The sequence below is a fragment of the Kitasatospora sp. NPDC091276 genome (assembly GCF_040684355.1).
Taxonomy (GTDB): Bacteria; Actinomycetota; Actinomycetes; order Streptomycetales; family Streptomycetaceae; genus Kitasatospora.
In genome coordinates, this window is the sequence record NZ_JBFBFU010000017.1 from 18,395 (window position 1) to 40,036 (window position 21,642).

Here is a 21,642-nt window from a genome sequence, read left to right on the forward strand (position 1 = left end):
GCGCCTGTCTGACCGGCATCACCGCTGAGATGACCTCCGGTGTCTCAATGAAGTCTCATTATTAGCCGTTGTCTGGCGGCCGTTCTCGTGTCTCCGGCTACGTCGGCAGGTGGCGGTAGACCGTCGCCCGGGAGACTCCGAGTGCCGCCGCGATCTGCTCGGCGGTGCGGCCGGCCGCGTGCAGGCGCCGGGCGGTGTCGACCATCGCCGGGCTCATCGCGCTCGGTCGGCCGCGCCGCTCACCGCCGACGCGGCCGGGGCCGGCGGCGGGCGGTTCGGGGCCGTCCAGCAGCCGGTGCACCCCGGCCAGGACGCAGGCGCGCAGGTCCTCGGGCGGGGCGTCGGCGAGCAGGATCACCGGGTCGGAGAGCATGGCGATCGTCTGGGCGGCGCGCACCCGGGCGACGAAGTCCGGGCGGGGCCCCGCCACCAGGACGTTCGCACGCATCATCCCGTCGCGGAACCGCGTGAAGCCCGGGCCCGAGAGGCCCGGCGCCGCGTCGTACAGGCTCATCCGCAGCAGGTCGCGGTGGCGCAGCCAGACGTCGAGCAGCCCCTCGATCGTCGCCCAGCGGGCTGCGGCCGGATCCGGCGGGTCGGTGGGTGCCAGCGCGGCGTCCAGGTCGTCCAGCATCGGTTCGATCAGCGCGCCGAGGATGTCCGCCTTGCTGGGAAAGTGGTACAGCACCGCGGCCTTCGTCACGTCCACCCGTTCGGCGATCCCGCGTACCGAGGTGGCGTGGTAGCCGTGCGCGGCGAACTCCTCCAGGGCCACCGCGAGGATCCGTGCCCGGGTGTCGGGGTTCTCGGCAGTCATGGGGGGAGCCTAGTCTCTGTCCCTTGCCTGACCGGCGGTCAGGGCGTAGCGTCGAATTACTGACCGATGGTCAGTCCGGGAGCGCCGGCGCGACCGCTGACCGGCGACGGCTGCCGCGAGTCGGCCTGACCGCGATCAGGCGATGACACGCGATCAGGCGATGACAGAAGGAGCGTCCATGAACGCCTCGACCAAGACGGCCGATCGCACCGTGCTGATCTCCGGGGCCGGCATCGCCGGACCGACGCTCGCCCACTGGTTGGCCCGCCACGGCTTCCAGCCGACCGTGGTCGAGCGGGCCGCGGCCGTACGCTCCAGCGGCAGCCCGGTCGATGTCGCCGGTCGCGCGATGGAGGTCGCCGAGCGGATGGGGATCAGGGACCGCCTCCGTGCGGCCGCCACCCAGGTGACCGGTGTGGGCTTCTACAACGGCGCGGGCCGCCGGGTGGGCAGGATCGACCTGCGGGGCCTGTCGGGCGCGGCCCGGGCCGACACGGTCGAGCTGCCGCGCGGCGATCTCGCCGCGATCGTCCACGAAGCGAGCCGGGACGACGCCGAGTTCGTGTTCGGCGACTCGATCGCGAGCCTGAGCCAGGACGAGGCGGGTGTCGACGTCACCTTCGAGTACGGCCGCCCCCGCCGCTTCGCCCTGGTGGTCGGCGCCGACGGCCTGCACTCGGCCGTCCGCCGGCTGGCCTTCGGCCCGGAACCCGGGTTCGTCCGCCACCTGGGGATGTACGTGGCCACCATGCCGTTGGCCGGGGCGGCGGGCGACCTGCGGGAAGTGGCGATCCACAACGCGCCGGGCCGCGCCCTCTGCGTGCATCCCGGATGCGGCAGGCCGCTGGCCGCGTTCATGATCCGGTCCGCCGCCGTGCCGGACTTCGACCACCGCGACACCGAGCAGCACCGGCGACTGCTGACCGCCGCGTTCGCCCGGATGGGCTGGCGCGCGCCCGAGGTGCTGGCGCAGGTGCGCGAGAGCGAGGAACTGTACGTCGACGCGGTGAGCCAGGTCCGGCTGCCGCGGTGGTCGCGGGGCCGGGTCGCGCTGCTCGGCGACGCCGCGTCCTGCGTGTCGCTCTTCGGCGGCGGCTCCAGCCTGGCCATGGCGGGCGCCTACGGCCTGGCCGATGCCCTGGCCGCCGATCCCGCCGACCACCGCGCGGCCCTGGCCCGCTACGAGGCCGCGCACCGGGGGCTGGTGGACCAGGCCCGGCAGTCCGTACGAGCGGCCTTCGCGCTGCTCGTCCCGGCCGGCCGCGGCGGCATCCTGGCCAGGAACCTGGCCACTCGGCTGTCGCCGGCCGTACTCGCGACAGCCCGGGCCGAGAGTGTGCTCAAGTCCCGTGCCACACCCGGGGATTACTCATGACTGGGCCCGGGCTTCCCTCGTTCGGCCGGCTGCGCGCAGGCGGCGTCGTACGAGTGGACATCTCCGGCCGCCTGGCCGTCGTCGACCACTTCGAGGACGCCGTCACCACCATGGCGGCAGCCGGTGTGAACCGTTCGTGGGGGACCGGCCGTATCCACCGGTGAGGTGGCGACCGGGCGATGTCGCCCAGTCAGCTCGGGCCTGGTGCCGCCGTGTTGGCGAGGGGTGGCGGTGTCACGGCGCGGGACCGTGCGGCACCGCGCGTCATGTCCCGGAAAGCTCGTCACCGGCCCTCGCTGCCCATCGATTTCGGAGAAACTCCTTTGCGCAACAGCAGGTTCACCTCGGTCCTCCTGGCCGGCGTCACGACGCTGGCGGCCCTCGCCGTCGGCGTCGGCCCGGCGGTCGCCGCCCCGTCCGAGCCGGTCGACGTCCCGTCCGACCCGGCCGCCGTCACCGCCTTCCCGGACGCCTTCCCGGGCGCCTTCCCGGGCGACCAGGACGTCGAGGTCTTCGCCGAGGACGGCGCCATCAGCCGGACCAAGGTCCCTTCGGCGTCCCCCTTCGTCGCCGAGCAGTCCATGAGCGTGGACGCCGCCGGGGCCGCTGCCGGGGACGGCGCCGTCACGAAGGTCGTCAACAACGGGAGCACGGACAGCAAGCTGGACGTGGTCATGATCGGCGACGGCTACACGGCCTCGGAGCAGGACAAGTTCCGCAAGGACGCCGCGGCGAAGTGGAAGGACATCAGCGCCGTCGAGCCCTACGCCACCTACCGCAAGCTGTTCAACGTGTGGGCCGTGGGCGCGGTCTCCGCACAGTCGGGGGTCTCCGGGGACCCGAAGCAGAACACCGTCCGCAAGACCGCACTCGGCTCGCACTTCTGGTGCAACTCCATCGAGCGGCTGCTGTGCGTGGACGTCAAGGCCGTCGACGCCTACGCCGCGAAGGCCCCGCAGGCCGACCTCGTGATCGTCGTCGCCAACACCGCCAAGTACGGCGGCGCCGGCTACGGCAGCACCCAGTCGCCGCTCGGGTACGAGGGCATCGCCACCGTGGCGGGCGGCAACGGCGCGTCCGGCCAGATAGCGGTGCACGAGACCGGCCACTCGCTGGGCAAGCTCGCGGACGAGTACTGGGCCGATGGGGCCGGGCCCTACCAGGGCGCGGAGCCCGGGCAGCCCAACATCACCACCCTGAGCGCCGACCGGATGCGCCAGGACAAGACCAAGTGGTACCGCTGGCTCGGCAAGACCTCGCCCGACGGCGGCAAGGTCGGTGCCTACCAGGGCGCCAGCAACTACCCGTCCGGCCTCAACCGGCCGACCGACAACTCGGTGATGCGCTCGCTCGGCCGCGAGTTCAACCTCCCCGGCCGCGAGGCGATGATCGCCGGCTTCTACCGGCGCGCCTCCACCCTCTCCAGCGCCACGCCCGTCACCACCCGGCTGACCGCGACCGACCGCCTCACCGTCGACCTCCCGGTCTCCGGCACCAAGCTGCGGTGGTACCTCGACGGCAAGGAGGTGACGGCCCTGCGCGACCGCAAGACGATCGCCGTCTCCGACCTCGGCCCCACCGGCCCCAAGCCCGCCGCCCACGAACTCAAGGCCGTCGCGAACGACCCCACCTCGGCCGTCATCGACCCGGCCCTGACCCCGGCGCTGACCCGCAGCCTGGTCTGGAGCGTCACCCGCTGACCACGGGGCGTGGCCCCTCGTGCCCGGCCCGTCGTGTCCGGCCCCTCGTGCCCGGCCCGTCGTGTCCGGCCCCTCGTGCCCGGCCGGGACGGGAGGGGCCGCGCCCACGGCGGAAGCCGCACCGGCCGGAGGTCGCCCCGGCCGGGCCCGCACCGGCAGGGGCCCGCGAGGCCCGGCCGGTGCTCGGCCCGGCCTTCATGCCGACGGCGATCTACCATGGCTGGGAAGGCTTCGTCTCCAAGCCCGCGCCACAGCGGCGGGGAGGTCGGCATGGCGTTCGACACGACGGGGTTCGAGCAGGCGGACAGCGGCCGGTACCTGCCGATCTCCGAGCACGGCCTGATCGGCGACCTCCGGACGACCGCCCTGGTCGGCACGAACGGCACCATCGACTGGTACTGCTGTCCGCGCTTCGACGCGCCCAGCGTGTTCGGGGCCATCCTCGACGCGGACCGGGGCGGATCGTTCGAGCTGGCCGCGGACGTCCCGACCCGCACCCGGCAGTTCTACTTCCCCGACACGAACGTGCTGATCACGCGCTTCTTCGCCGCGGACGGCGTGGCGGAGATCCAGGACTTCATGCCCGTGGCCGACGAGTCGCCCGAGGCCGCCCGGCACCGGCTGATCCGCCGGCTGGTCTGTGTCCGGGGAATCCTCCCGTTCCGGGCGCGGATCGCCCCGCGCTTCGGCTACGGCGCCGAGGCGCACACCGTGTCCCTCGAAGGCCACGTCGCGGTCTTCCGCTCCCCGTCGCTCACGCTCGCGCTGACCGCCACCGCGCCGCTGGAGACCGACGGACTGGACGTGTGGTCGCACTTCAAGCTCCTGGAGGGCGACTCCGTCGTGTTCGCCCTCGACCAGATCGGCGACGACGTCCCGGCCCGGTCGTGTCCGCGCGCCGAGGCGGAGGAGCAGTTCGAGGCGACCGTCCGGTTCTGGCGCCACTGGCTGGCCGGGTCGCGCTACCAGGGGCGGTGGCGGGAGATGGTCCACCGCTCCGCCCTGCTGCTCAAGCTGCTCACCTACGCGCCGACCGGCGCGATCGTCGCCGCACCCACCACCAGCCTGCCCGAGCAGGTCGGCGGCGAGCGCAACTGGGACTACCGGTACATGTGGGTCCGCGACGCCGCCTTCTGCGTCTACGCGATGCTGCGCCTCGGGTTCACCTCGGAGGCCGAGGCGTTCATGGGCTTCCTCTTCGAGCGCATGCGCGACACCGCCGCGAACGGCCCGTTGCAGATCATGTACGGCATCGACGGGCGCACCGAACTGCCCGAGTACGCGCTGCCGCACCTGGAGGGCCACTTGGGCTCCGCACCCGTGCGGGTCGGCAACGCCGCCACCGGCCAGCTCCAGCTGGACATCTACGGAGCCATGATCGACTCCATCTACCTGTACGACAAGTGGGGTCAGCCGATCAGCAGCGACGGCTGGGAGGACGTCGGCATGGTGGCGGACTGGCTCTGCGAGCACTGGGACCAGCCCGACGAGGGCATCTGGGAGACCCGCGGGGGCCGCAGGAACTACGTGTACTCGCGGCTGATGTGCTGGGTGGCGCTGGAGCGGGCGATCCGGATGGCGAACCGCCGCGGCCTGCCGGCCGACCTGCCCCGCTGGCGGCAGACCCGGGACGCGATCTACCACCAGATCATGCGGCGCGGCTGGTCGAGCGAGCTGGGCGCGTTCGTCCAGTCCCTGGACGACGGCGAACTGGACGCCTCGCTGCTGATGATGCCGATGGCCAAGTTCATCTCGCCCACCGACCCCAAGTGGCTCTCCACCCTGGACGCGCTCACCAAGGGCCTGGTCTCCGACTCCCTGGTCTACCGCTACAACCCGGCCACCAGTCCGGACGGCCTGAGCGGCTCGGAGGGCACCTTCTCGATCTGCTCCTTCTGGTACGTGGAGGCACTGGCCCGCGCCGGTCGCCTGGAGGAGGCCCGGCTCGCCTTCGAGAAGATGCTCACCTACGCCAACCACCTCGGGCTGTTCGCCGAGGAGATCGGCCCGACCGGCGAGCAACTCGGCAACTTCCCGCAGGCCTTCACCCACCTGTCGCTGATCAGCGCGGCCTTCAACCTCGACCGCGCACTGGGCTGAGATTGCGTCAATTCGGCTGAATCCAGACCCTGTTCGGCTCCCTTTCTGCTCCTGTCCGGCTCCTGTCCGGCTCCCGTCCGGTTTCCGTTCGGCGGGAACGAGCAGGTCGCGGATGAGCTGAGGTGAATGGCGACATCTTGTCGGCCCACATCCGTTGACGGCCCCAGGCGGCACTGCAATGCTCATGACCAAACCTGCGCAACATCTGAGCAGTGCCATCACCCTGTCATCACGGAAAGGGCCCAACCCTCATGCGCCGTACCGCTGTTGTCATGATGACCACGCTGCTGGCCTCCGCCGCGGCACTCACCGTCCCCGCCGCCGCCCAGGCCGCATCCGCCGCCGCGCGCCAGGCCGCGCCCGCCACCGCCCAGGCGGAGCAGTCGAGTTCGGGTGCGTCGCTGGCCGGCGGGTGTAGCGCCATCGCCACCGGCGGCGGCCAGGTCATCGGAACCTGTACGGACATCAGCCCCCTGCAGATCTGGCGCGTGCAGGCGCAGTGCCAGTACTACGTCAACCACACCGGCCCGTACATGCGCATGGCGATCGGCGGAGCCGTCGTCGGCAGCGGGATGAGCACCGCCATGTGCAACTTCGGCGACACCGTCATGTTCCCGCAGGTCGTCTTCCTCGGGACGGTGCCGCCGCCGGTCTCCGGGCCGCAGGGCCAGATCAGCGGCTACGCGAGCAAGTGCATCGACGTCCAGGGCGGCGAGAACAAGAACGGCACCGCGGTCCAGATCTACGACTGCAACGGCACGAACGCCCAGAAGTGGACCGTCGGGGTGGACGGGACGCTGCGCGCCCTCGGCAAGTGCATGGACGTGCAGGGCGGCGGCACCGCCAACCACACCATGATCCAGCTCTACGACTGCAACGGCAGCGGCGCCCAGCAGTGGAAGGCCCAGTCCGACGGCTCGCTGCTCAACCCGCAGTCCGGCCGCTGCCTGGACGACCTGGGCTTCGCCACCAACAACGGCAACCAGCTCGGCATCTGGGACTGCAACGGCGCCGACAACCAGAAGTGGAACCTCCCGCACTGATCCCCCACCCCGCATGACCGGGCCGGCCGTGAGCGCCCCCCACGGCCGGCCCGAGGTGGCCCCTCGAATCCCACCTCCGGAGCCACGGGGTCCGGAAGCTGGATTCCCGCTGACAGCTCGGCTGCTGGTGGCCGGTGGTCCCGTTGTGCGGCATACCGCACAACGGGACCACCTCTTGTCGGCCACAAATAGTCTCGCCTATAAGCCAGTTGCCCATGCTGGCGGCGGGGGTGTCATACCCCGACCTGGAGGTCGACACCTTTCCGAAGGAGAAAGAAGCACGCGTTCGATTGAGCCCGTGTGGGCACCATGGCGGCTTCCGAAGACCCGGATGTCTCCCCAGAGATCACGCCATGGGCCCGAATCCGGGCCCATGACTGACCGAGCACCAGAACTAGTGCCGCATCAAGCAACGTTGGCCCTGTTCGGCGGGGCCAACGCCTTGCCATTAGCGATCAATCATGGATTCCAGGACCTTGCAGGGCTCAGTGCTCCGGGGCCAGTACCTGCCACCGCCGGACGGCCATGCCCCTCAGTGGCAGCATCCCGAGCTTCTCGTAATACGCGCGCAGCGGCTCGTCGCAGGTCAGGTCCACGGAGTACAGATGCTCCGCTTCCGCGAGGACCCGCCGGACCAGTTCCCGGCCGATGCCCTGCCCGTGATATTCGGGCAAGACCTCCAACCACGGAATGAAGCCCGTTAGTACCCCGTCGCTGATCATGTTGACGAAGCCCACGATGCGCCCAGTCCCAACGTCCTGGGCAACCACGGCGCGGTAGCTGCCCTTGAGCACGGCGAGGTGCTGCGCGGCCGTCGGCGGCGCCGGCCAGCCTACGAAGAAACCGGACAGGTCCTGCTCCGCAAGATCTGAGAGATCGGTGCTGTAGTTGATCACCGGGCGCATCATGCCAGAGCAGTCCACGGTGGCTGAACGGACGCTGCGATCAACCGCGGCTTGGTTGAACGAAGGCTCTGGAGGAGACCGTCAGCCGCGGCCGTTCACGATCGCGATTCGGTGACACACAGTGCTCTGGCTGGAAGGGTTCAGGGCTTCGAGGAGTTGACGGTCATGCCGCGTTGGCCCTGCTCACGAGGGCTTTGAGGTGCTTGTCGGCGGCGTGCTTGTTTCGCCAGATGATGTATCGGCGGATCATGCTGCCCTGGGCCTTGTGGGTGGGGTGGTCGGTGCCGTCGAGGGCGAAGTAGCGCAGGGCGGTGAACTGGGCCTCGATGCGGTTGAGCCAGGAGTTGTTGGTCGGGGTGTAGGCGATCTCGACGTTGTTCGCCTCGGCCCAGGTTCCGACCCGCTGGCAGCGTTTGGTGGTCAGGTGCGGTGAGTAGTTGTCGCAGATGATCGCGATGCGCGTGCCGGCGGGGTGGAGGGAGCGCAGGTAGCGGCAGAACTCCAGGAACTTGGAGCGGTTCTTGGTCTTCTTGATGTGGCCGTAGAGCTGGTCTTTTCCCAGGTCGTAGGCGGCGAACAGGTGCCGGACGCCATGCGGGCGGGTGTAGGTCGCCCGGCGGCGCGGCCTTGGCTCGCGGTCGGGGTCCTTGTGCTTTCCGCCGCGTTCGGCCCACTGGCGGCCGGGGTGGGGCTGGAGGTTGAGCGGCCCGAACTCGTCCAGGCAGAACACGACCTCGGGTTCGCCGGGCTCGGGCAGGACCTCTCCGTCGGCGATGGCGTAGAGGTGCTCGACGCGGGCCTTCTTGACCGCGAAGTCGGGATCCTTCGAGGTCTTCCAGGTCTTCAGGCGTTGAAAGGAGACGCCTTCCTCGCGGAGCAGGATGCGCAGGCCCTCGTGGCTGATGTCGTCGACCACCCCCTCGGCGACCAGGAAGTCGGCCAGCTTGACCAGGCTCCAGGTCGAGAACGGCAGGCCGTGCTCGGCCGGCCTGGGCTTGGCGATCTTCTTGATCTCGCGCCGCTCAAGCAGTGTGAATGTCCTGGGCCGGCCGCCCTTGTACTTCGGGTAGAGCGAGGCGAAGCCGTCGGCGTTGAAGTTGTGGACCACGTCCCGGACCCGGTTCGGGCTGGTGAACGTCACCTCGGCGATCTTCGCGATCGGCATGCCCTGCGCCGATAACAACACCATCTGGGCCCGCCGCCACGTCACCACCGAGCCGGTGCCCCGGCGGACGATCCGCAGCAGCCGCTGCCCCTCATCGTCATCGATCTCGCGAACCCGCACACGCTCAGCCACCCGCCCCGCATGACGTACAACGAGCCGTCCGGATCACCATCCGGACGGCTCGTCACAACAGGGCGAACGTTGCTTGATGCGGCACTAGCGGGATACGACGGCATGCCCCAAGGTCAACCGGGCGTTCCCGTCGACCAAGGACCACGCGAACGTGGCACACGGGACGAAGGAGCAGCACCAGAAAGTCCTGGCCTCCACCGACGACGGCATCCCCCCAACTGCCGGGAGGGCCGGGAGCCGTCGCCCAGGTAGCGAGCCGACCAAGATCCCCCTGATGCCGACAACCCCCACCCGGAGGCGCGAGGCGGAAACGGCCTGCGGGCCGGGGAGCCGGGCCTGGAGCGATCCCCGCGAGCGCGGGGCCGACTCGATGTGGGCGCAGCCGATGCCGAAGCGGCAGGAGCGATCCCCGCGAGCGCGGGGCCGACCGCTTGTGCACGAGGGCCAGGAGCAGCGGGAGAGAGCGATCCCCGCGAGCGCGGGGCCGACCGTCCAGCCGAGCAGGCCGGACGTGGCGACCCGGAGCGATCCCCGCGAGCGCGGGGCCGACGGACTGAAACAACTGGGCCGAGAACTTGCCCTGGAGCGATCCCCGCGAGCGCGGGGCCGACGCAGGTCAGAGGGGGTGTGAGAAGGCAAGGAAAGAGCGATCCCCGCGAGCGCGGGGCCGACGGCGGCCTGGCCCTCGCCGTCGCGATCCTCGTCGAGCGATCCCCGCGAGCGCGGGGCCGACACTTCCTGACCTGCGGCGATTCGTGTCAGGGACCGTCAGTTGATTCAGTTCGATTAGGCAGGCGGCGCGTGACGGACTTCATGCCTCTTCCTCTCGACGAGACCAGCTTCCGGTGGTCACCGGTGTGATGGGCTGGTCTCCCGAACCATCCCCGCGAGCGCGGGGCCGAGCTCTCCCAAGCCGTCCCCTTGGCCTTGTTCGGGGAACAATCCCCGCGTGTGCGGGGCCGACACCGCGGCCTTCGCCTTGATGGTGCCGAAGATGGAGTAATCCCCGCGACAGTGGGGCCGACCCGTGCCACTGAACCGGCACTGATGCTAGCGGAGAGCAACTCCCGCGAGCGCGAGGCCGACTGCTGCTGAACGAGGAGGCGCGCCGCGTCACAGTTCTGCAGATCATCAGCCTCTCCTGACCGGCTGCGCAGCCGTGTCCTGGCCTACGCAGGGAGGGCTTGGGTGGACGCGTCCCCGAAGCAATGACGTGCGGCGTGGTCTGTACCAATGATTGCAGCGGCCATTGCCGATCTGGCTCGCCGCTGCGCCTGGCGGCGCCCAATCGCCGTGTGGCCGCGATTGCATCTCCACAGGTCAGGGTGCCTGTCGAGGCGTCGCCGTCAGTGCGCGCCGCGCACTCACTCAGGCGGGTGAACCCCAGGTCACAACCTGGTCATGTTGATTGCGAGAATCGCAACGCGACTGTACGGTCGCAGCATGGATGCCGGACTGATTGAACGCGTGCGTCAGGTCATCGGCTCAACGGGTGAGACCCAGGCCGTCATGGCGGAGCGCATTGGAATCTCCCCAGACAAGCTGTCGAAGTCGCTTGGCGGGAAACGCCGCTTCACCTCCCTCGAACTAGCGCTGATCGCCGATTTCGGCGGCAGAACCGTTGACTGGCTGCTGCGCGGCGTCGAGCCGCGCTCGGCGCTCGGCGCCGCCGCTCGGAAGGCGGGCGCCTGCGAGCACACCACCGACGAAGTGCGCACACTCCTGGGCCGGTACGAGCAGGTGATCGACGCTTTGGCGCGGATCGGGAGCGACCTGTCGAGGCGCGCCCACGACCGCCCAGAGGGAATCGACGGCACACAGCTCGCCCAGGCCGCCCTGGAAGCAGTGGGAACCGACCCCTGGACCCTCTCGACCCAGAACCTCGCCTCAAGCTTCGAGCAGGCCTTCGATGTGGAGATCGCGGGCGTCGATCTTCCCGACAAGTTGGACGGCCTGTCCTGGTCGACCGACAGCTTCGACCTCATCCTCGTTGCCAAAACCAATGTGTGGACACGCCAGCGGTTCACCCTTGCCCACGAACTCGGCCATATCCTCGCCGGCGACGCGCATGACGAGGCAGTCGTCGAGAAGGTGCAACCGGGCCGGTCGACCACCGCGATGGAAGTGCAGGCGAACGCGTTCGCCGCAGAGTTCCTCATGCCGCGTACCACTGTTCTGGCCGACGCCCGGGACCGAACGGCCGGCGGTGACCTGGTGGCGGAGCTGGCCTGGAAGTACCGCGTGTCGCCGAGCGCGATGGCAACCCGGTTGAAGGTGTTGGGAGTCCTGACTGCCGATCAGCGCAGGCAGTGGGGAGCGATGTTGACAGCCGACGGCGCCAGGATCGCCGGCGCCGCGGGGGCCCTGGAGCAACACATGGTCAACACCGATCGCAGCCAACGTGGTTGGCATCCTCGACGACTAACAGAGCTGGCAATCAAGGCTTATGCTTCGGGTGATACGACAGTCCGGCCGCTGGCAGCCCTCCTGGACCTCGACCCGGACGTGCTCCTGGACCTCCTGGAGCCCGCCCAGCTCGAGCCTGAGCAGCAGCAGGCGGCACCGTCCGATCCCGGAACGGAGCTCGCGTTCAGCCCATGATCATCTGCTTTCCCGACAACACGGTCCTGTGCAACTTCGCGTCCGTCTCCAGGCTCGACATCCTGGAAAACGTACTGAGCGGCCGGGGTCGATGGACGGAAGCAGTGGCGTACGAAGCCAAGCGATCATCTCGATTTCTGCCGGCCCTGGACCCACCTGACGTCTCCCGCTGGCTGGGGGATCCGATCGAAGTCGACGACCCCGAGGCCGTGGAGCGGATTCGACAGGGTGTGTTCTTCGGCAGCCCGTCGGATCCGCTCAAGCATCTCGGGGAGTCCGAGACCCTGCACGTCATCAGCACCCGGGTGGAGTTCAAAGAGGCCACGTGGATCAGCGACGACAAGGCGTCGCTGGACCTCGCGCGACACAGAGGGATCCCGACGATGCGCACCAAGGACGTGATGGCGGCGGCGTGCGTCGGGTTCATCGTCTCGAAGCAGGAGGGGTTCGCCCTTCTCCAGCGAATGGTGACGAACGGTCAGTCCATACGGCTGCCCGCCACCGCAGACGATCTGATGCGCTGAACACGCCGCTGCGCCCCACCTCGAGTCTCCGGGGTGGGGCGCAGCGGTGTCCGGCGTCGCCACGCCGAACACCCCGATCGGATCGCACGACAGTGGCTTCTTGAAGCCCTCGCAGGTGCGGGGCCGGTTGGGCCGCCGAGATCACCGGCCGGGGGATGCCAAGGAGCAATCCCCGCGCGCGGGGCCGACCAGGTTGCGATCATGCCCGCCGAGACGACGTCGGAGCAATCCCCGCGTGTGCGGGGCCGATGTAAACCGGACTGCGTAGCGCAGGGCCAACGCGGAGCAATCCCCGCGTGTGCGGGGCCGATTGTCCGAGCGCGGGCAGGTCGCGAAGCATCACGGAGCAATCCCCGCGTGTGCGGGGCCGATCGCGAAGCCCCGACACGGATCGGCCCGGACCGGGAGCAATCCCCGCGTGTGCGGGGCCGATGCGGTGCGGCGGGCGGCGGGACCCAACTGGCCGGAGCAATCCCCGCGTGTGCGGGGCCGATACGTCGCCGGGGTTCACCACAGGGATGGCCGAGGAGCAATCCCCGCGTGTGCGGGGCCGATACTTTCTGACCTGCGGTGATTAGCGGCTGAGGGGCTTGATTGATTCAGTTCGATTGGTAGAGGTCCCGTCGAACAGCCGATGTGCTGTTGTCATTTCTTCTTGTCCCAGGGCTGGTTGTCAGTGTCGTGGCCTGACTCCGCGAAGCGTACCCGCGCGTGGAGATTGAGACGATGATTGAGGACTGCTGGCATCGGTACCTGTCCGAGGTCAGGGGCTGGCTGGGTGCGCTGTGGGGTAAGTCCGCCGGGTGGGTTGGGGATCTGCCACGGATCAGTCCCCACAAATGTGGCGCCAACAGCGTGAGTTCGGCGATGGCGATGTGCCCCGCAGAGCAATCCCCGCGAGCGCGGGGCCGACGGAATGCGCTCCCACAGAGCTTCATCCGGGATGGAGTAATCCCCGCGAGCGCGGGGCCGATCAAGAAGAGGCCATCAAGTGGGCCGCCGACGAGGAGCGATCCCCGCGAGCGCGGGGCCGATCGCATCGGCAAGTACCGGACGTTCAAGGAGATGGAGCGATCCCCGCGAGCGCGGGGCCGATACGGTCCGCGCGGGCGGGATCCTGCGCGAGTTGGAGCGATCCCCGCGAGCGCGGGGCCGATACTTCCTGACCTGCGGTGATTAGCGGCTGAGGGGCTTGATTGGCTCAGTTCGATCGGTAGAAGTCCCGTCGAACGGCCGATGCGTTGTTGCCATCTTTCCTTGCCCCAGGGCTGATTGTCAGTGTCGTGGCCTGACTCCCCGAAGCGTACCCGCACGTGGAGATTGAGACGATGATTGAGGACCGCTGGCAGCGGTACCTGCCCGAGGTCAGGGGCTGGCTGGGTGCGCTGTGGGGTAAGTCCGCCGGGCGGGTTGGGGATCTGCCGCGGAGCAGCCAACGCAAGTGTGTTGCCAGCAGCGTGAGTTCGGCGATGGCAATGTGCGGAACAATCCCTGCGAGCGCTGGGCCGACGAGACTGTGAGCAGCTGGGTCCGGGTCAGGTCGGAGCAATCCCCGCGGGCGCGGGGCCGGTATGGCGTAGGTGGCGCTCAGAGTGTGCTCCCGGTTGGTCCCTTCGGGCTGCGGTGGGTCAATCCTGTCGAACTGATGCTCTATAAGTGGCGGCATATCGGTACAGACTTTTGATCATGATCCGGTCAGCATCAAGGGGTACCTGCCCCGTACCAACCCGACGAACAGCAGATCCGCGACCGGCGAGACGTCGGGGCCCGGATTCTCTCGCTCAGGCGACAGGCGGGCCCCATGCAGGAGCGGCTTGGGGAGCGCGCCGGACATGACCGGCGCACGATTGGGCGGATCGAGAACGGCCTCGCACCTGCGACGCTCGACCAACTCGGCGCCATCGCGCGGGCAATCGGCGTGACACTCTGGCGCCTGGTCCGCGACGAGTAGCCCTGGCCGGCCATCGGGCCGGTCAGGGCCTTGACCTGCTGCTACTCGCCTCGAAGCGGCTCCATGACGAACCCGAGCCGCGGGGGTACAGGCTCGCCGTCGGGACGTTCGAGCAATGGCCCGAAAGCTTCGAAGTCCTGCTGCCGGTAGCACGCGACCAGGTCTGCGTACCGCGGATCGATCCACTCCATCGGATGCCTCCTACTCGTGTGCCGGCAGCCTACGCGTTCCGAGTCCGCTATTCAGCGGGCTTGGTGCAGGGCTTCTCCGGTTTCTTCATCGGCCTGATTGAACAGCTGGGCGAGTGCTGACAGCTCGCCGCTACGGTCACCAGGCTGTCGTCCGTCGGCGGCCGCCACAGTTCCTGGTCGACCTCGAAGCCCGCCTCCCGGATGGCAGCCTGGGTCTGCTCCATGATGTCCTGGTCGAAGTTGCCCGGGTCGAATCCCGGGCTGTGGTGCACGAACCGGCCCTCGCGCTCGCACAACTCGGCGTACGCCTCGGTGTGGACGAGGAACGCGTGCCAGCCCTCGTCCACGATCCTGGACGGCGCCATGGCCAGGTGTGGGCGGCGGGCTCCCACGACCACGAACGTGATGGCTTCCCGGGTGATCCGGGTGGCCATCGCGACGTCCATGCCCTCGTTGTTGGAGAGCACGGTGGAGATGACGGAGTCGAACGTCGCCGCGCTCACGAACTGGTCCGGAGCGGTCGGGGGCGGCGCCAGCGCCGGGGTGGGTTCGGGAGTGATCATGGTAGTGCTCCTCTCGGTGTGTCGAGTGGTGCAACCTCCTGGGCCGACGTCGTCGTCAGGCTCGGGAGGGGACGGAGGGTTGATCGGGGCGTTTCGACCTGATCGCGAGGGGCTGGTTCGGGCCACGGGTGGGAGATCCGCTCGGCAGGTTGCGAACGCAGGGGCACCCCGATCGGCCGCAGAGGCATACCAGCACCCGAGCACCGCGCTCGTCCCACAGGCCGCCGGGACACCCGTGGTGGACGCCGAGTTGGCACTCTGCGCTGACGTAGTGCCCGGCCCGGGCTGTGTCCAGAGTGATGACGATGTCGGACGGGACGTCCGGTCTGGCGATCATTGCGGCTCCTCCAGTTCGACCCAAACGACCACCGCGCCAGTTGCGTCCGTGGATCCCCATGAGGTGCAGGACTGCACGATGGCCAGGACATCAGCCCAGCGTTCGACTGATTCGTCGACAGGCGCCGGGACGCTCAGGCGCACTACTCCAGCGTTGGGGCGCGTAACGCGTACGTGGGCGCCTGTGGCCTGACCGAGCGCAGCCTTCACGGCTCCTGCGCACATGCCGATCTGCACCGATCCCTCAGTACATGTAAGGATTAGGTCTACACATACAGTAGGGCCTGGCCGCATACTCTGTCACCCACCGAGCACGGAACGTAGGAGGACACGCATGGCAGGCGACGCAGAATCCCCCTACCTCCGCATCGCAGACCACATCCGCGAACGGATCCTTACCGGCCAGCTCGCAGCCGGAGCCCAGTTGCCGTCTCTCGCTGCACTGCGTGAGGAATTCGGCTACTCCCACGGCGTCGGCCAGAACGCCTACCGGCTACTCGAATCCGAGGGCCTGGTCGTCGCCCGCCATGGCCGCGGCTACTACGTCCGCAGCCAGGAACCGCCCACCGTCCTGGTGCGCCGTCAACGCGTACCCCGCGGCGACGGCAGCCCGACGGAGGCCACCCTCGCCAGACAGGGTGTCGCCGGTACTTGGCGGCACGAATCTCAGCCTCGTGCCGCCGAGGCCCGCATCGCGGCCCGGCTGGAAATCCAGCCCGGCGATCCGGTGATGCACACGACCTACGTGTACCTGGCCGACGGAGACCCGGTGCAGCTCGCAGAGAGCTGGGAACCGATGGCCACCACTGGCGGCAGCTTGGTTGTCCTGCCCGAGGCCGGTCCACACGCTGGTATCGGCGTCGCCGACCGCATGGCGATCATCGGCATCGACGTGGGCGTGCCCGTTGAGCGCGTGAGTGCCAGGGCTGCCACGCGACCTGAGGCTCAGACCCTCGGCGTTGCACCCGCTGTCCCGGTGATGGCAATTGAACGGACCTACTACGACCAGGCCACCGGGCGCCCAGTTGAGACCGCAGACATCGTGCTCACCTCGCGCTGGGTTGCTGAGTACGGGCGCGCCCCACGTTCCTGACCTGCATGGTCCGATGCCAGTCGTGTGGTGGCGGCATGGCCGGTACGCCGACGGACGGTCCTGGTATGAGCCGGACGCGGACGGCGTGTGGCAGTGGACGCACGACACCCCGTAACGACGAAGCGCCCCCGCCCGGCCGAAGCCGAGCGGGGGCGGAGCGATCCCCGCGAGCGCGGGGCCGATAAGGAGCGCAAGGCCCGATACCGGCCGGCGGAGGAGCAATCCCCGCGAGCGCGGGGCCGACTGGGCCGTGCTGTTCCCCGGCGAGCCGGTGCTGGAGCAATCCCCGCATGTGCGGGGCCAACCCGTACAAGGTGAAACAGGACATCGAGCGGCGGGAGCAATCCCCGCGTGTGCGGGGCCGATGGAGTTGGAGCCACCCACCATCGCGACCGATGGGAGCGATCCCCGCGAGCGCGGGGCCGATGCGTGGAAGTCCGCCCACGCGATATCCGAGCGGGAGCAATCCCCGCGGGCGCGGGGCCGATTTTGCGTGGATGCAGCGCGAGATGCAGCGGGAGGAGCAATCCCCGCGGGCGCGGGGCCGATTCGGTGCCGTGGCCTTCGCCCTTGCACGGGCAGGAGCAATCCCCGCGGGCGCGGGGCCGATCACGGACCTGCTCGGCGGGTGGGGGCTCGGGCAGAGCAATCCCCGCGGGCGCGGGGCCGATGGTCCGATGATGGCGGACAGCTCGGTGCGGAGGGAGCAATCCCCGCGGGCGCGGGGCCGATGCGGCAGAACGGAACTCGATCATGAACCCCGAGGAGCAATCCCCGCGGGCGCGGGGCCGATGCCCCGCCTGGATCTGCCCGCACGCTGCCCCGGGAGCAATCCCCGCGGGCGCGGGGCCGATTTGACCTCGGCCTCGGGCATCTTCAGCAGGTCGGAGCAATCCCCGCGGGCGCGGGGCCGATCTGTTGACCCAACTCGCCACACTGGTAGGCGAGGAGCAATCCCCGCGGGCGCGGGGCCGATCCCCAGCAGCAGGCCACCACCTCCCCCTTCAAGGAGCAATCCCCGCGGGCGCGGGGCCGATGCTTTTTGACCTGGGGTGATTATCGGTCGAGGGGCCTGATTGGTTCAGTTCGATTGGTGGAGGATCCGTCGAACGGCCGATGTGTTGTTGCCATCTTTCATTGCCTCAGGGGTGGTTGTCGGTGTCGTGGCCTGAGTTCTCGAAGCGTACTCGCACGTGGAGGTTGAGGACCGTCGGCAGTGATACCCGTCCGAGGTCAGGGGCAGCCTGTTGCTGTCGTAGATGCTGGACGCTGGGGCAGTGGCCGAGATTATTCGGGGCCGCTGCCTGCCGATGGTGACGAGGCGGCGCCCGAATGGTCTTGCGGGGCCAGGTCTGTTCGCCTGGTTGTGCGGGATGCGTGGCTGAGGAGGTTGTCCGCCGGGTGGTGTTCATGTGGGACAGGTGCGCGGCGGGTGCTGCTGGGCGAAGCGAAGTGGGGCGGGGCAGGTCGCCGGTTGCCACGGTGAGTGTTGCTGGCCTTGGGGTAGTTGGCCCCGGGCATGGGGAAGGTCGTAGAGCTTCAGCGCCGCCGCAGTGAGGCCTGGAAGTCGGCGCGCGGGAGCACGGCTATCAGGGGGAGTTGCCACTTACCGCGGTGGAGACCGTTCTGGTGTGTGGAGTTGGTCCTCGACGGGGTGCGTCGGATGGGCGGGCCCGGACCGAGCAGGTGATGTGCTCGGCCCCCACCGGCGCTGGGCGGGTGGGGGCCTGCCGGCGTCAGTGCAGCAGTAGCCGCAGGCTGAGCAGCCCGCGGTGCCTCGGGTTGTCCTGCCACTGCGCGGTCTCGGCCGGTTCGGCCAGGCGCAGGGCGGGGAAGCGGCGCAGCAGTTCGGTGAACGCTACCTCGGCCTGGAGGCGGCCGAGTTGTGCGCCGAGGCAGTGGTGGATGCCGTGGCCGAACGCGAGGTGTCGGGTGGCGTCCGGGCGGGTGATGTCGAAGCGGTCGGGGTCGGTGAAGACGGCCGGGTCGCGGTTGGCGGCGAGCAGGGCGATCTGGACGAACTCGCCGGCCGGGATCGTGGTGCCTGCGATGGTCACCGGCTCGGTCGTGCGGCGCAGCGAGGCGATGCTGAACGGGCTCTCGTAGCGCAGGACTTCCTCGATCGCGCCGGGAAGCAGTGCCGGATCCGCGCGCAGCGCCGCGAGTTGCTCGGGGTGGCTGAGCAGCGCGTGGATGCCGTTCGCGATCAGGTTGACGGTGGTCTGGTGGCCGGCGATGGCGAGCAGGAACGCCATCGAGGTGATCTCGGCCTCGGTCAGCCGGTCGCCGTCCGCCTGGGCGGCGAGCAGTTCGGAGATCAGGTCGTCGCCCGGGTGGGTGCGCTTGTGGTCGACCAGGGCGCGCAGGTAGTCCGCCATGCCTTCGGCGGTCTCCACCGAGACTTCGCCGTCCGCTCCGCCGTCCGCCTCGCCGCCGTCCTTCGGGGCGACATCGACCGCGTTGCCCCGCACTTGGAGGTTCTCCCGTTCGGCCTGCGGCGCGCCGAACAGCTCGAAGACCACCGCGAGTGGCAGCGGCAGCGCGAACTCGCTGATCAGCTCGATCGAGTCGAGGCCGTCCAGCTGGTCCAGCAGTGCGCCGACGTGGCGCTCGACCATCGGTCGCAGGGTCGACACCTGCCGCCCGGTGTAAGCCTGTTGGACCAGCTTGCGCAGTCGGGTGTGCTCCGGGGGGTCGGAGTTGAGCATGTGCGACATCAGGTCGCGGCCCGGGCCGCCCTCGGAGTTCCCGACGTGTCGGGCGAACGCCTCGGTGACGGCCTTCTTGCTCAGCCGGGGGTCGGTGAGGGCGGCCCGGCACTCGGCGTGGCCGGTGACGACCCAGCCTTCGAGTCCGGCCGCGCCGCCGAACCGGACCTTGCGGGCGCCGCCCTCGGTGCGCCAGCGGCGGTACGCGGCGTGCGGGTCGGCGTAGAACTGGCCGTCGGCGAGCTCCGGTTCGGCGGCGCTGTGTTCGGTGGCGCTGTGTTCGGTGCGTATGTGATCGGCGTGCATGTGATCAGTGTGTATCGCGTGGCTTCAGGACGCGGACCTCGCTGACGCCGAGCAGGCCGAGCAGCGGCACCTTGGCGGTCCGCTGCTCGGGGTCGACGACCAGGCCGGCCGTACGGATCCGGTCCAGCAGCAGCTCGGCGAGCGGCATCACCATGTGCCGGCCCCAGCAGCGTTCGGAGGAGTGCCCGAACGGCAGGTAGCCGGGAGTGCTGTCCGGGTCGAGGTGGTCCCAGCGCTCCGGGCGGAACTCGTGCGGGTCCTCCCACAGGGCCGGGTCGCGGTGCGAGAGCAGCGGCAGGACGAGGACGTCGTCGCCCGCGCCGATCCGCGGGTCGATCGCGGGGTACTCGGGCGAGGCGCGGCGCAGGATGTTCCAGGACGGCGGCAGCAGGCGCAGCGACTCGAAGATGATGTTCCGGTTCGGCGTGCTGTCGTCGAACGGCGCGCCGAGCCAGAGCGCGTTCGCGACCAGGGTGGAGATGGTGAAGCAGACCGGTGCGGCGGCTCGGCGGTACATGCCGAGCGCGTACCGTCGGTCCTGGTAGTTGGCGGCCTTCGCGGTGAGCTTGCCGAGTTCGGTGAGGTCGTCGCCGGGCTTGGGCCTGCCGGGCAGTGCGGCGCCGGCCGAGATCACCAACCAGGTGAGCAGGGGCGTCAGTTCGAGGTTGCGGCTCATCAGGATCCGCAGCCGGCGCGGGTCCCGGCCGAGGATGAGGTCGCGCAGGAAGAGGTGTCCGGTGAGCGGCCACGGGCCGGACAGGTCGATGTTCGGCGGCAGCGGGGCCTTCAGTGCCTCGCGCACGTCGCTGCCGATCGTCCGCGTCACCGAGGACGCCTCGGTGCGGGTGATCGAACGTCCGTGCAGCGGTTTGAAGGTGGGCCGTTCGATCTCGGTGGCGCGCCGGGCGGCGAGGATCCGGTCGGTGAGTTCGGGCCCGGCGACCCCGATCGTGTCGGGTTCGAGCCGGACGGCGTCCTTGCCCAGATGGTCCCTGAGTAGGGCCTCAAGTCGGGGGGAGAGCACGGTGGTTCGCGAACGGGCGGAGGCGGGGGAGAGTGCCATGTGATGTCTCCGAGACTTTGCCGGGACCGGTCTCCGCCCCCGCCCCGGGCCCGATCTCCCGGCGGAGGCCGCGAGGGGGGCAGGGGCGGGGGCGGATCAGCTGTTCAGGTACCGGAGGTACCGATCAGCCGGCTTAGTACCAGATGTACCAAGCGCTGGCCTTCAGGCTCTTCTTGGCGAAGGACGCGTCACGGATGGCGAACAGGATCTTCATCTTTGGGTCTCCCTTTCGTTACCAGGTGGCTGAGCGAACGTAAGCCGACTCTGCAGTCGCCCTACAGACGTAGACACGCAGCCGGCTCCCCATCAGGTTCACTGTCGGGGGAGGTTCTTGTCGAGAGGCTCGGGGAGGTGGGGGGATTTGCCAGCGGATTTCCTGATTCGCCCCCCCCGGCTTTCCTGGTTCGCCCCCCCGGCGGCTGACGGTGTCAGTCGCCGGAGCAGTCCGCGCACCGTCGCGGGCGCAGCCCGTCGAGGATGATGCCCAGGTAGCGGCGCCAGTCGGTGACCCCGGCCTGCACGACGTGGCAGAGGCCGATGTAGAGCGGTGACACGTCCGCGACGGTCAGGTCCTCTCGCACCGAACCCTCGGCCTGGGCGCGCTTGAGCACCTTGTCGGTGAGTTCGTTGAGTTCGGCGATCGCCGCTGCGTCGAACGTGCTGCCGCCGACCATCGCGGTGACCGTCTCCGCGTAGCCCCGGTCCTGTTCCTGCATGGTTCCGCAGAACTCCAGGGAGCGGGCGAGGCCGTGCCAGGGGTCGGGGTCGGGGAGCACCTCGTTCCTGAGGAAGTCCAGGGTCTGCTGGAACCGGTGCTCCACGATCGCTTCCGCCAGCGATTCCTTGGTCGGGAAGTGGCGGTACACCGTCCCGACGCCCACCCCGGCCCGGCGGGCGATGTCGCCCATCTGCGCGTCCCGCCCGGACTCGGAGAAGGCGGCTCGGGCGGCGTCGAGCACCTTGAGCCGGTTGCGGGCGGCGTCGGAGCGCAGCTTGCCGCCGGTGGGTGTGCTGGAACGGGAAGGGGGAGGGGAAGGGGTGTTTGACAAGGGGAACCGCGCCTCCGTAT

17 protein-coding genes and 4 CRISPR repeat arrays are annotated in these 21,642 nt (G+C 69.4%); of the genes, 9 read left to right on the plus strand and 8 right to left on the minus strand.

Going from position 1 to position 21,642, the window contains the following annotated elements:
- Positions 1–97 precede the first annotated feature (97 nt).
- Positions 98–817, minus strand: coding sequence for a TetR family transcriptional regulator (locus AB0O19_RS21760; protein WP_363621524.1), 720 nt, complete (start codon positions 815–817; stop codon positions 98–100).
- A 178-nt stretch (positions 818–995) separates the two neighbouring features.
- On the opposite strand from AB0O19_RS21760, the gene AB0O19_RS21765 reads away from it, so the two are divergent.
- The 5 genes from AB0O19_RS21765 to AB0O19_RS21785 all read left to right on the plus strand — a co-directional run bounded on the left by AB0O19_RS21765 (position 996) and on the right by AB0O19_RS21785 (position 7,035).
- Positions 996–2,192 carry an FAD-dependent monooxygenase gene (locus tag AB0O19_RS21765; RefSeq protein ID WP_363621526.1) on the plus strand — a complete coding sequence of 399 codons (1,197 nt, stop codon included), beginning with the start codon at positions 996–998 and terminating at the stop codon, positions 2,190–2,192.
- On the plus strand, positions 2,189–2,356 hold the full coding sequence (locus AB0O19_RS21770) for a hypothetical protein (protein WP_363621529.1): 168 nt from the start codon (positions 2,189–2,191) through the stop codon (positions 2,354–2,356). The genes AB0O19_RS21765 and AB0O19_RS21770 overlap by 4 nt, the downstream gene beginning before the upstream one ends.
- A 159-nt stretch (positions 2,357–2,515) precedes the next feature.
- Positions 2,516–3,892 (plus strand): M64 family metallopeptidase, encoded by a 1,377-nt coding sequence (locus AB0O19_RS21775; RefSeq protein ID WP_363621531.1) that lies wholly within the window; start codon positions 2,516–2,518, stop codon positions 3,890–3,892.
- A gap of 270 nt (positions 3,893–4,162) precedes the next feature.
- Positions 4,163–5,992 (plus strand): glycoside hydrolase family 15 protein, encoded by a 1,830-nt coding sequence (locus AB0O19_RS21780; RefSeq protein ID WP_363621533.1) that lies wholly within the window; start codon positions 4,163–4,165, stop codon positions 5,990–5,992.
- 272 nt (positions 5,993–6,264) lie between these two features.
- On the plus strand, positions 6,265–7,035 hold the full coding sequence (locus AB0O19_RS21785; RefSeq protein ID WP_363621535.1) for a ricin-type beta-trefoil lectin domain protein: 771 nt from the start codon (positions 6,265–6,267) through the stop codon (positions 7,033–7,035).
- A gap of 485 nt (positions 7,036–7,520) precedes the next feature.
- Here AB0O19_RS21785 and AB0O19_RS21790 read toward each other — a convergent pair whose 3' ends face one another.
- Positions 7,521–7,931, minus strand: a complete 411-nt coding sequence (locus AB0O19_RS21790; protein ID WP_363621537.1) for a GNAT family N-acetyltransferase — start codon at positions 7,929–7,931, stop codon at positions 7,521–7,523.
- Positions 7,932–8,103: 172 nt separating this feature from the next.
- Positions 8,104–9,237, minus strand: a complete 1,134-nt coding sequence (locus tag AB0O19_RS21795) for an IS630 family transposase (RefSeq protein ID WP_363621539.1) — start codon at positions 9,235–9,237, stop codon at positions 8,104–8,106.
- Between the two features lie 339 nt (positions 9,238–9,576).
- Positions 9,577–9,970: a CRISPR direct-repeat array (repeat unit 28 nt; unit sequence GAGCGATCCCCGCGAGCGCGGGGCCGAC).
- Positions 9,971–10,680: 710 nt separating this feature from the next.
- On the opposite strand from AB0O19_RS21795, the gene AB0O19_RS21800 reads away from it, so the two are divergent.
- The 3 genes from AB0O19_RS21800 (at position 10,681) to AB0O19_RS21810 (ending at position 14,313) form a co-directional block, all read left to right on the plus strand.
- On the plus strand, positions 10,681–11,838 hold the full coding sequence (locus AB0O19_RS21800) for an XRE family transcriptional regulator (RefSeq protein WP_363621541.1): 1,158 nt from the start codon (positions 10,681–10,683) through the stop codon (positions 11,836–11,838).
- Positions 11,835–12,362 carry a hypothetical protein gene (locus AB0O19_RS21805; protein WP_363621543.1) on the plus strand — a complete coding sequence of 176 codons (528 nt, stop codon included), beginning with the start codon at positions 11,835–11,837 and terminating at the stop codon, positions 12,360–12,362. Before AB0O19_RS21800 ends, AB0O19_RS21805 begins: the two co-directional genes overlap by 4 nt.
- Before the next feature lie 162 nt (positions 12,363–12,524).
- Positions 12,525–12,917: a CRISPR direct-repeat array (repeat unit 29 nt; unit sequence GGAGCAATCCCCGCGTGTGCGGGGCCGAT).
- 335 nt (positions 12,918–13,252) lie between these two features.
- Positions 13,253–13,519: direct repeats of the CRISPR family, unit length 23 nt; unit sequence ATCCCCGCGAGCGCGGGGCCGAT.
- Between the two features lie 614 nt (positions 13,520–14,133).
- The gene (locus AB0O19_RS21810; protein WP_363621724.1) at positions 14,134–14,313 is read left to right on the plus strand and encodes a helix-turn-helix transcriptional regulator; all 180 of its coding nucleotides are present in this window, start codon (positions 14,134–14,136) and stop codon (positions 14,311–14,313) included.
- A 238-nt stretch (positions 14,314–14,551) separates the two neighbouring features.
- On the opposite strand, the gene AB0O19_RS21815 is transcribed toward AB0O19_RS21810, so the two are convergent.
- Positions 14,552–15,067, minus strand: a complete 516-nt coding sequence (locus AB0O19_RS21815) for a hypothetical protein (protein WP_363621545.1) — start codon at positions 15,065–15,067, stop codon at positions 14,552–14,554.
- Positions 15,068–15,737: 670 nt separating this feature from the next.
- Here AB0O19_RS21815 and AB0O19_RS21820 point away from each other — a divergent pair.
- Positions 15,738–16,496 (plus strand): GntR family transcriptional regulator, encoded by a 759-nt coding sequence (locus AB0O19_RS21820; RefSeq protein ID WP_363621546.1) that lies wholly within the window; start codon positions 15,738–15,740, stop codon positions 16,494–16,496.
- A 154-nt stretch (positions 16,497–16,650) separates the two neighbouring features.
- Positions 16,651–17,533: direct repeats of the CRISPR family, unit length 29 nt; unit sequence GGAGCAATCCCCGCGGGCGCGGGGCCGAT.
- A gap of 699 nt (positions 17,534–18,232) precedes the next feature.
- Here the strand turns inward: AB0O19_RS21820 and AB0O19_RS21825 are convergent.
- The 4 genes from AB0O19_RS21825 to AB0O19_RS21840 all read right to left on the minus strand — a co-directional run bounded on the left by AB0O19_RS21825 (position 18,233) and on the right by AB0O19_RS21840 (position 21,622).
- On the minus strand, positions 18,233–19,510 hold the full coding sequence (locus tag AB0O19_RS21825) for a cytochrome P450 (RefSeq protein ID WP_363621548.1): 1,278 nt from the start codon (positions 19,508–19,510) through the stop codon (positions 18,233–18,235).
- Positions 19,511–19,514: 4 nt separating this feature from the next.
- Complete coding sequence (locus tag AB0O19_RS21830; protein ID WP_363621549.1) at positions 19,515–20,573, minus strand: cytochrome P450; 1,059 nt, start codon at positions 20,571–20,573, stop codon at positions 19,515–19,517.
- Between the two features lie 133 nt (positions 20,574–20,706).
- On the minus strand, positions 20,707–20,787 hold the full coding sequence (locus tag AB0O19_RS21835) for a tryptorubin family RiPP precursor (RefSeq protein WP_224285092.1): 81 nt from the start codon (positions 20,785–20,787) through the stop codon (positions 20,707–20,709).
- Positions 20,788–21,001: 214 nt separating this feature from the next.
- Positions 21,002–21,622, minus strand: a complete 621-nt coding sequence (locus AB0O19_RS21840) for a TetR/AcrR family transcriptional regulator (RefSeq protein ID WP_363588660.1) — start codon at positions 21,620–21,622, stop codon at positions 21,002–21,004.
- Positions 21,623–21,642 lie beyond the last annotated feature (20 nt).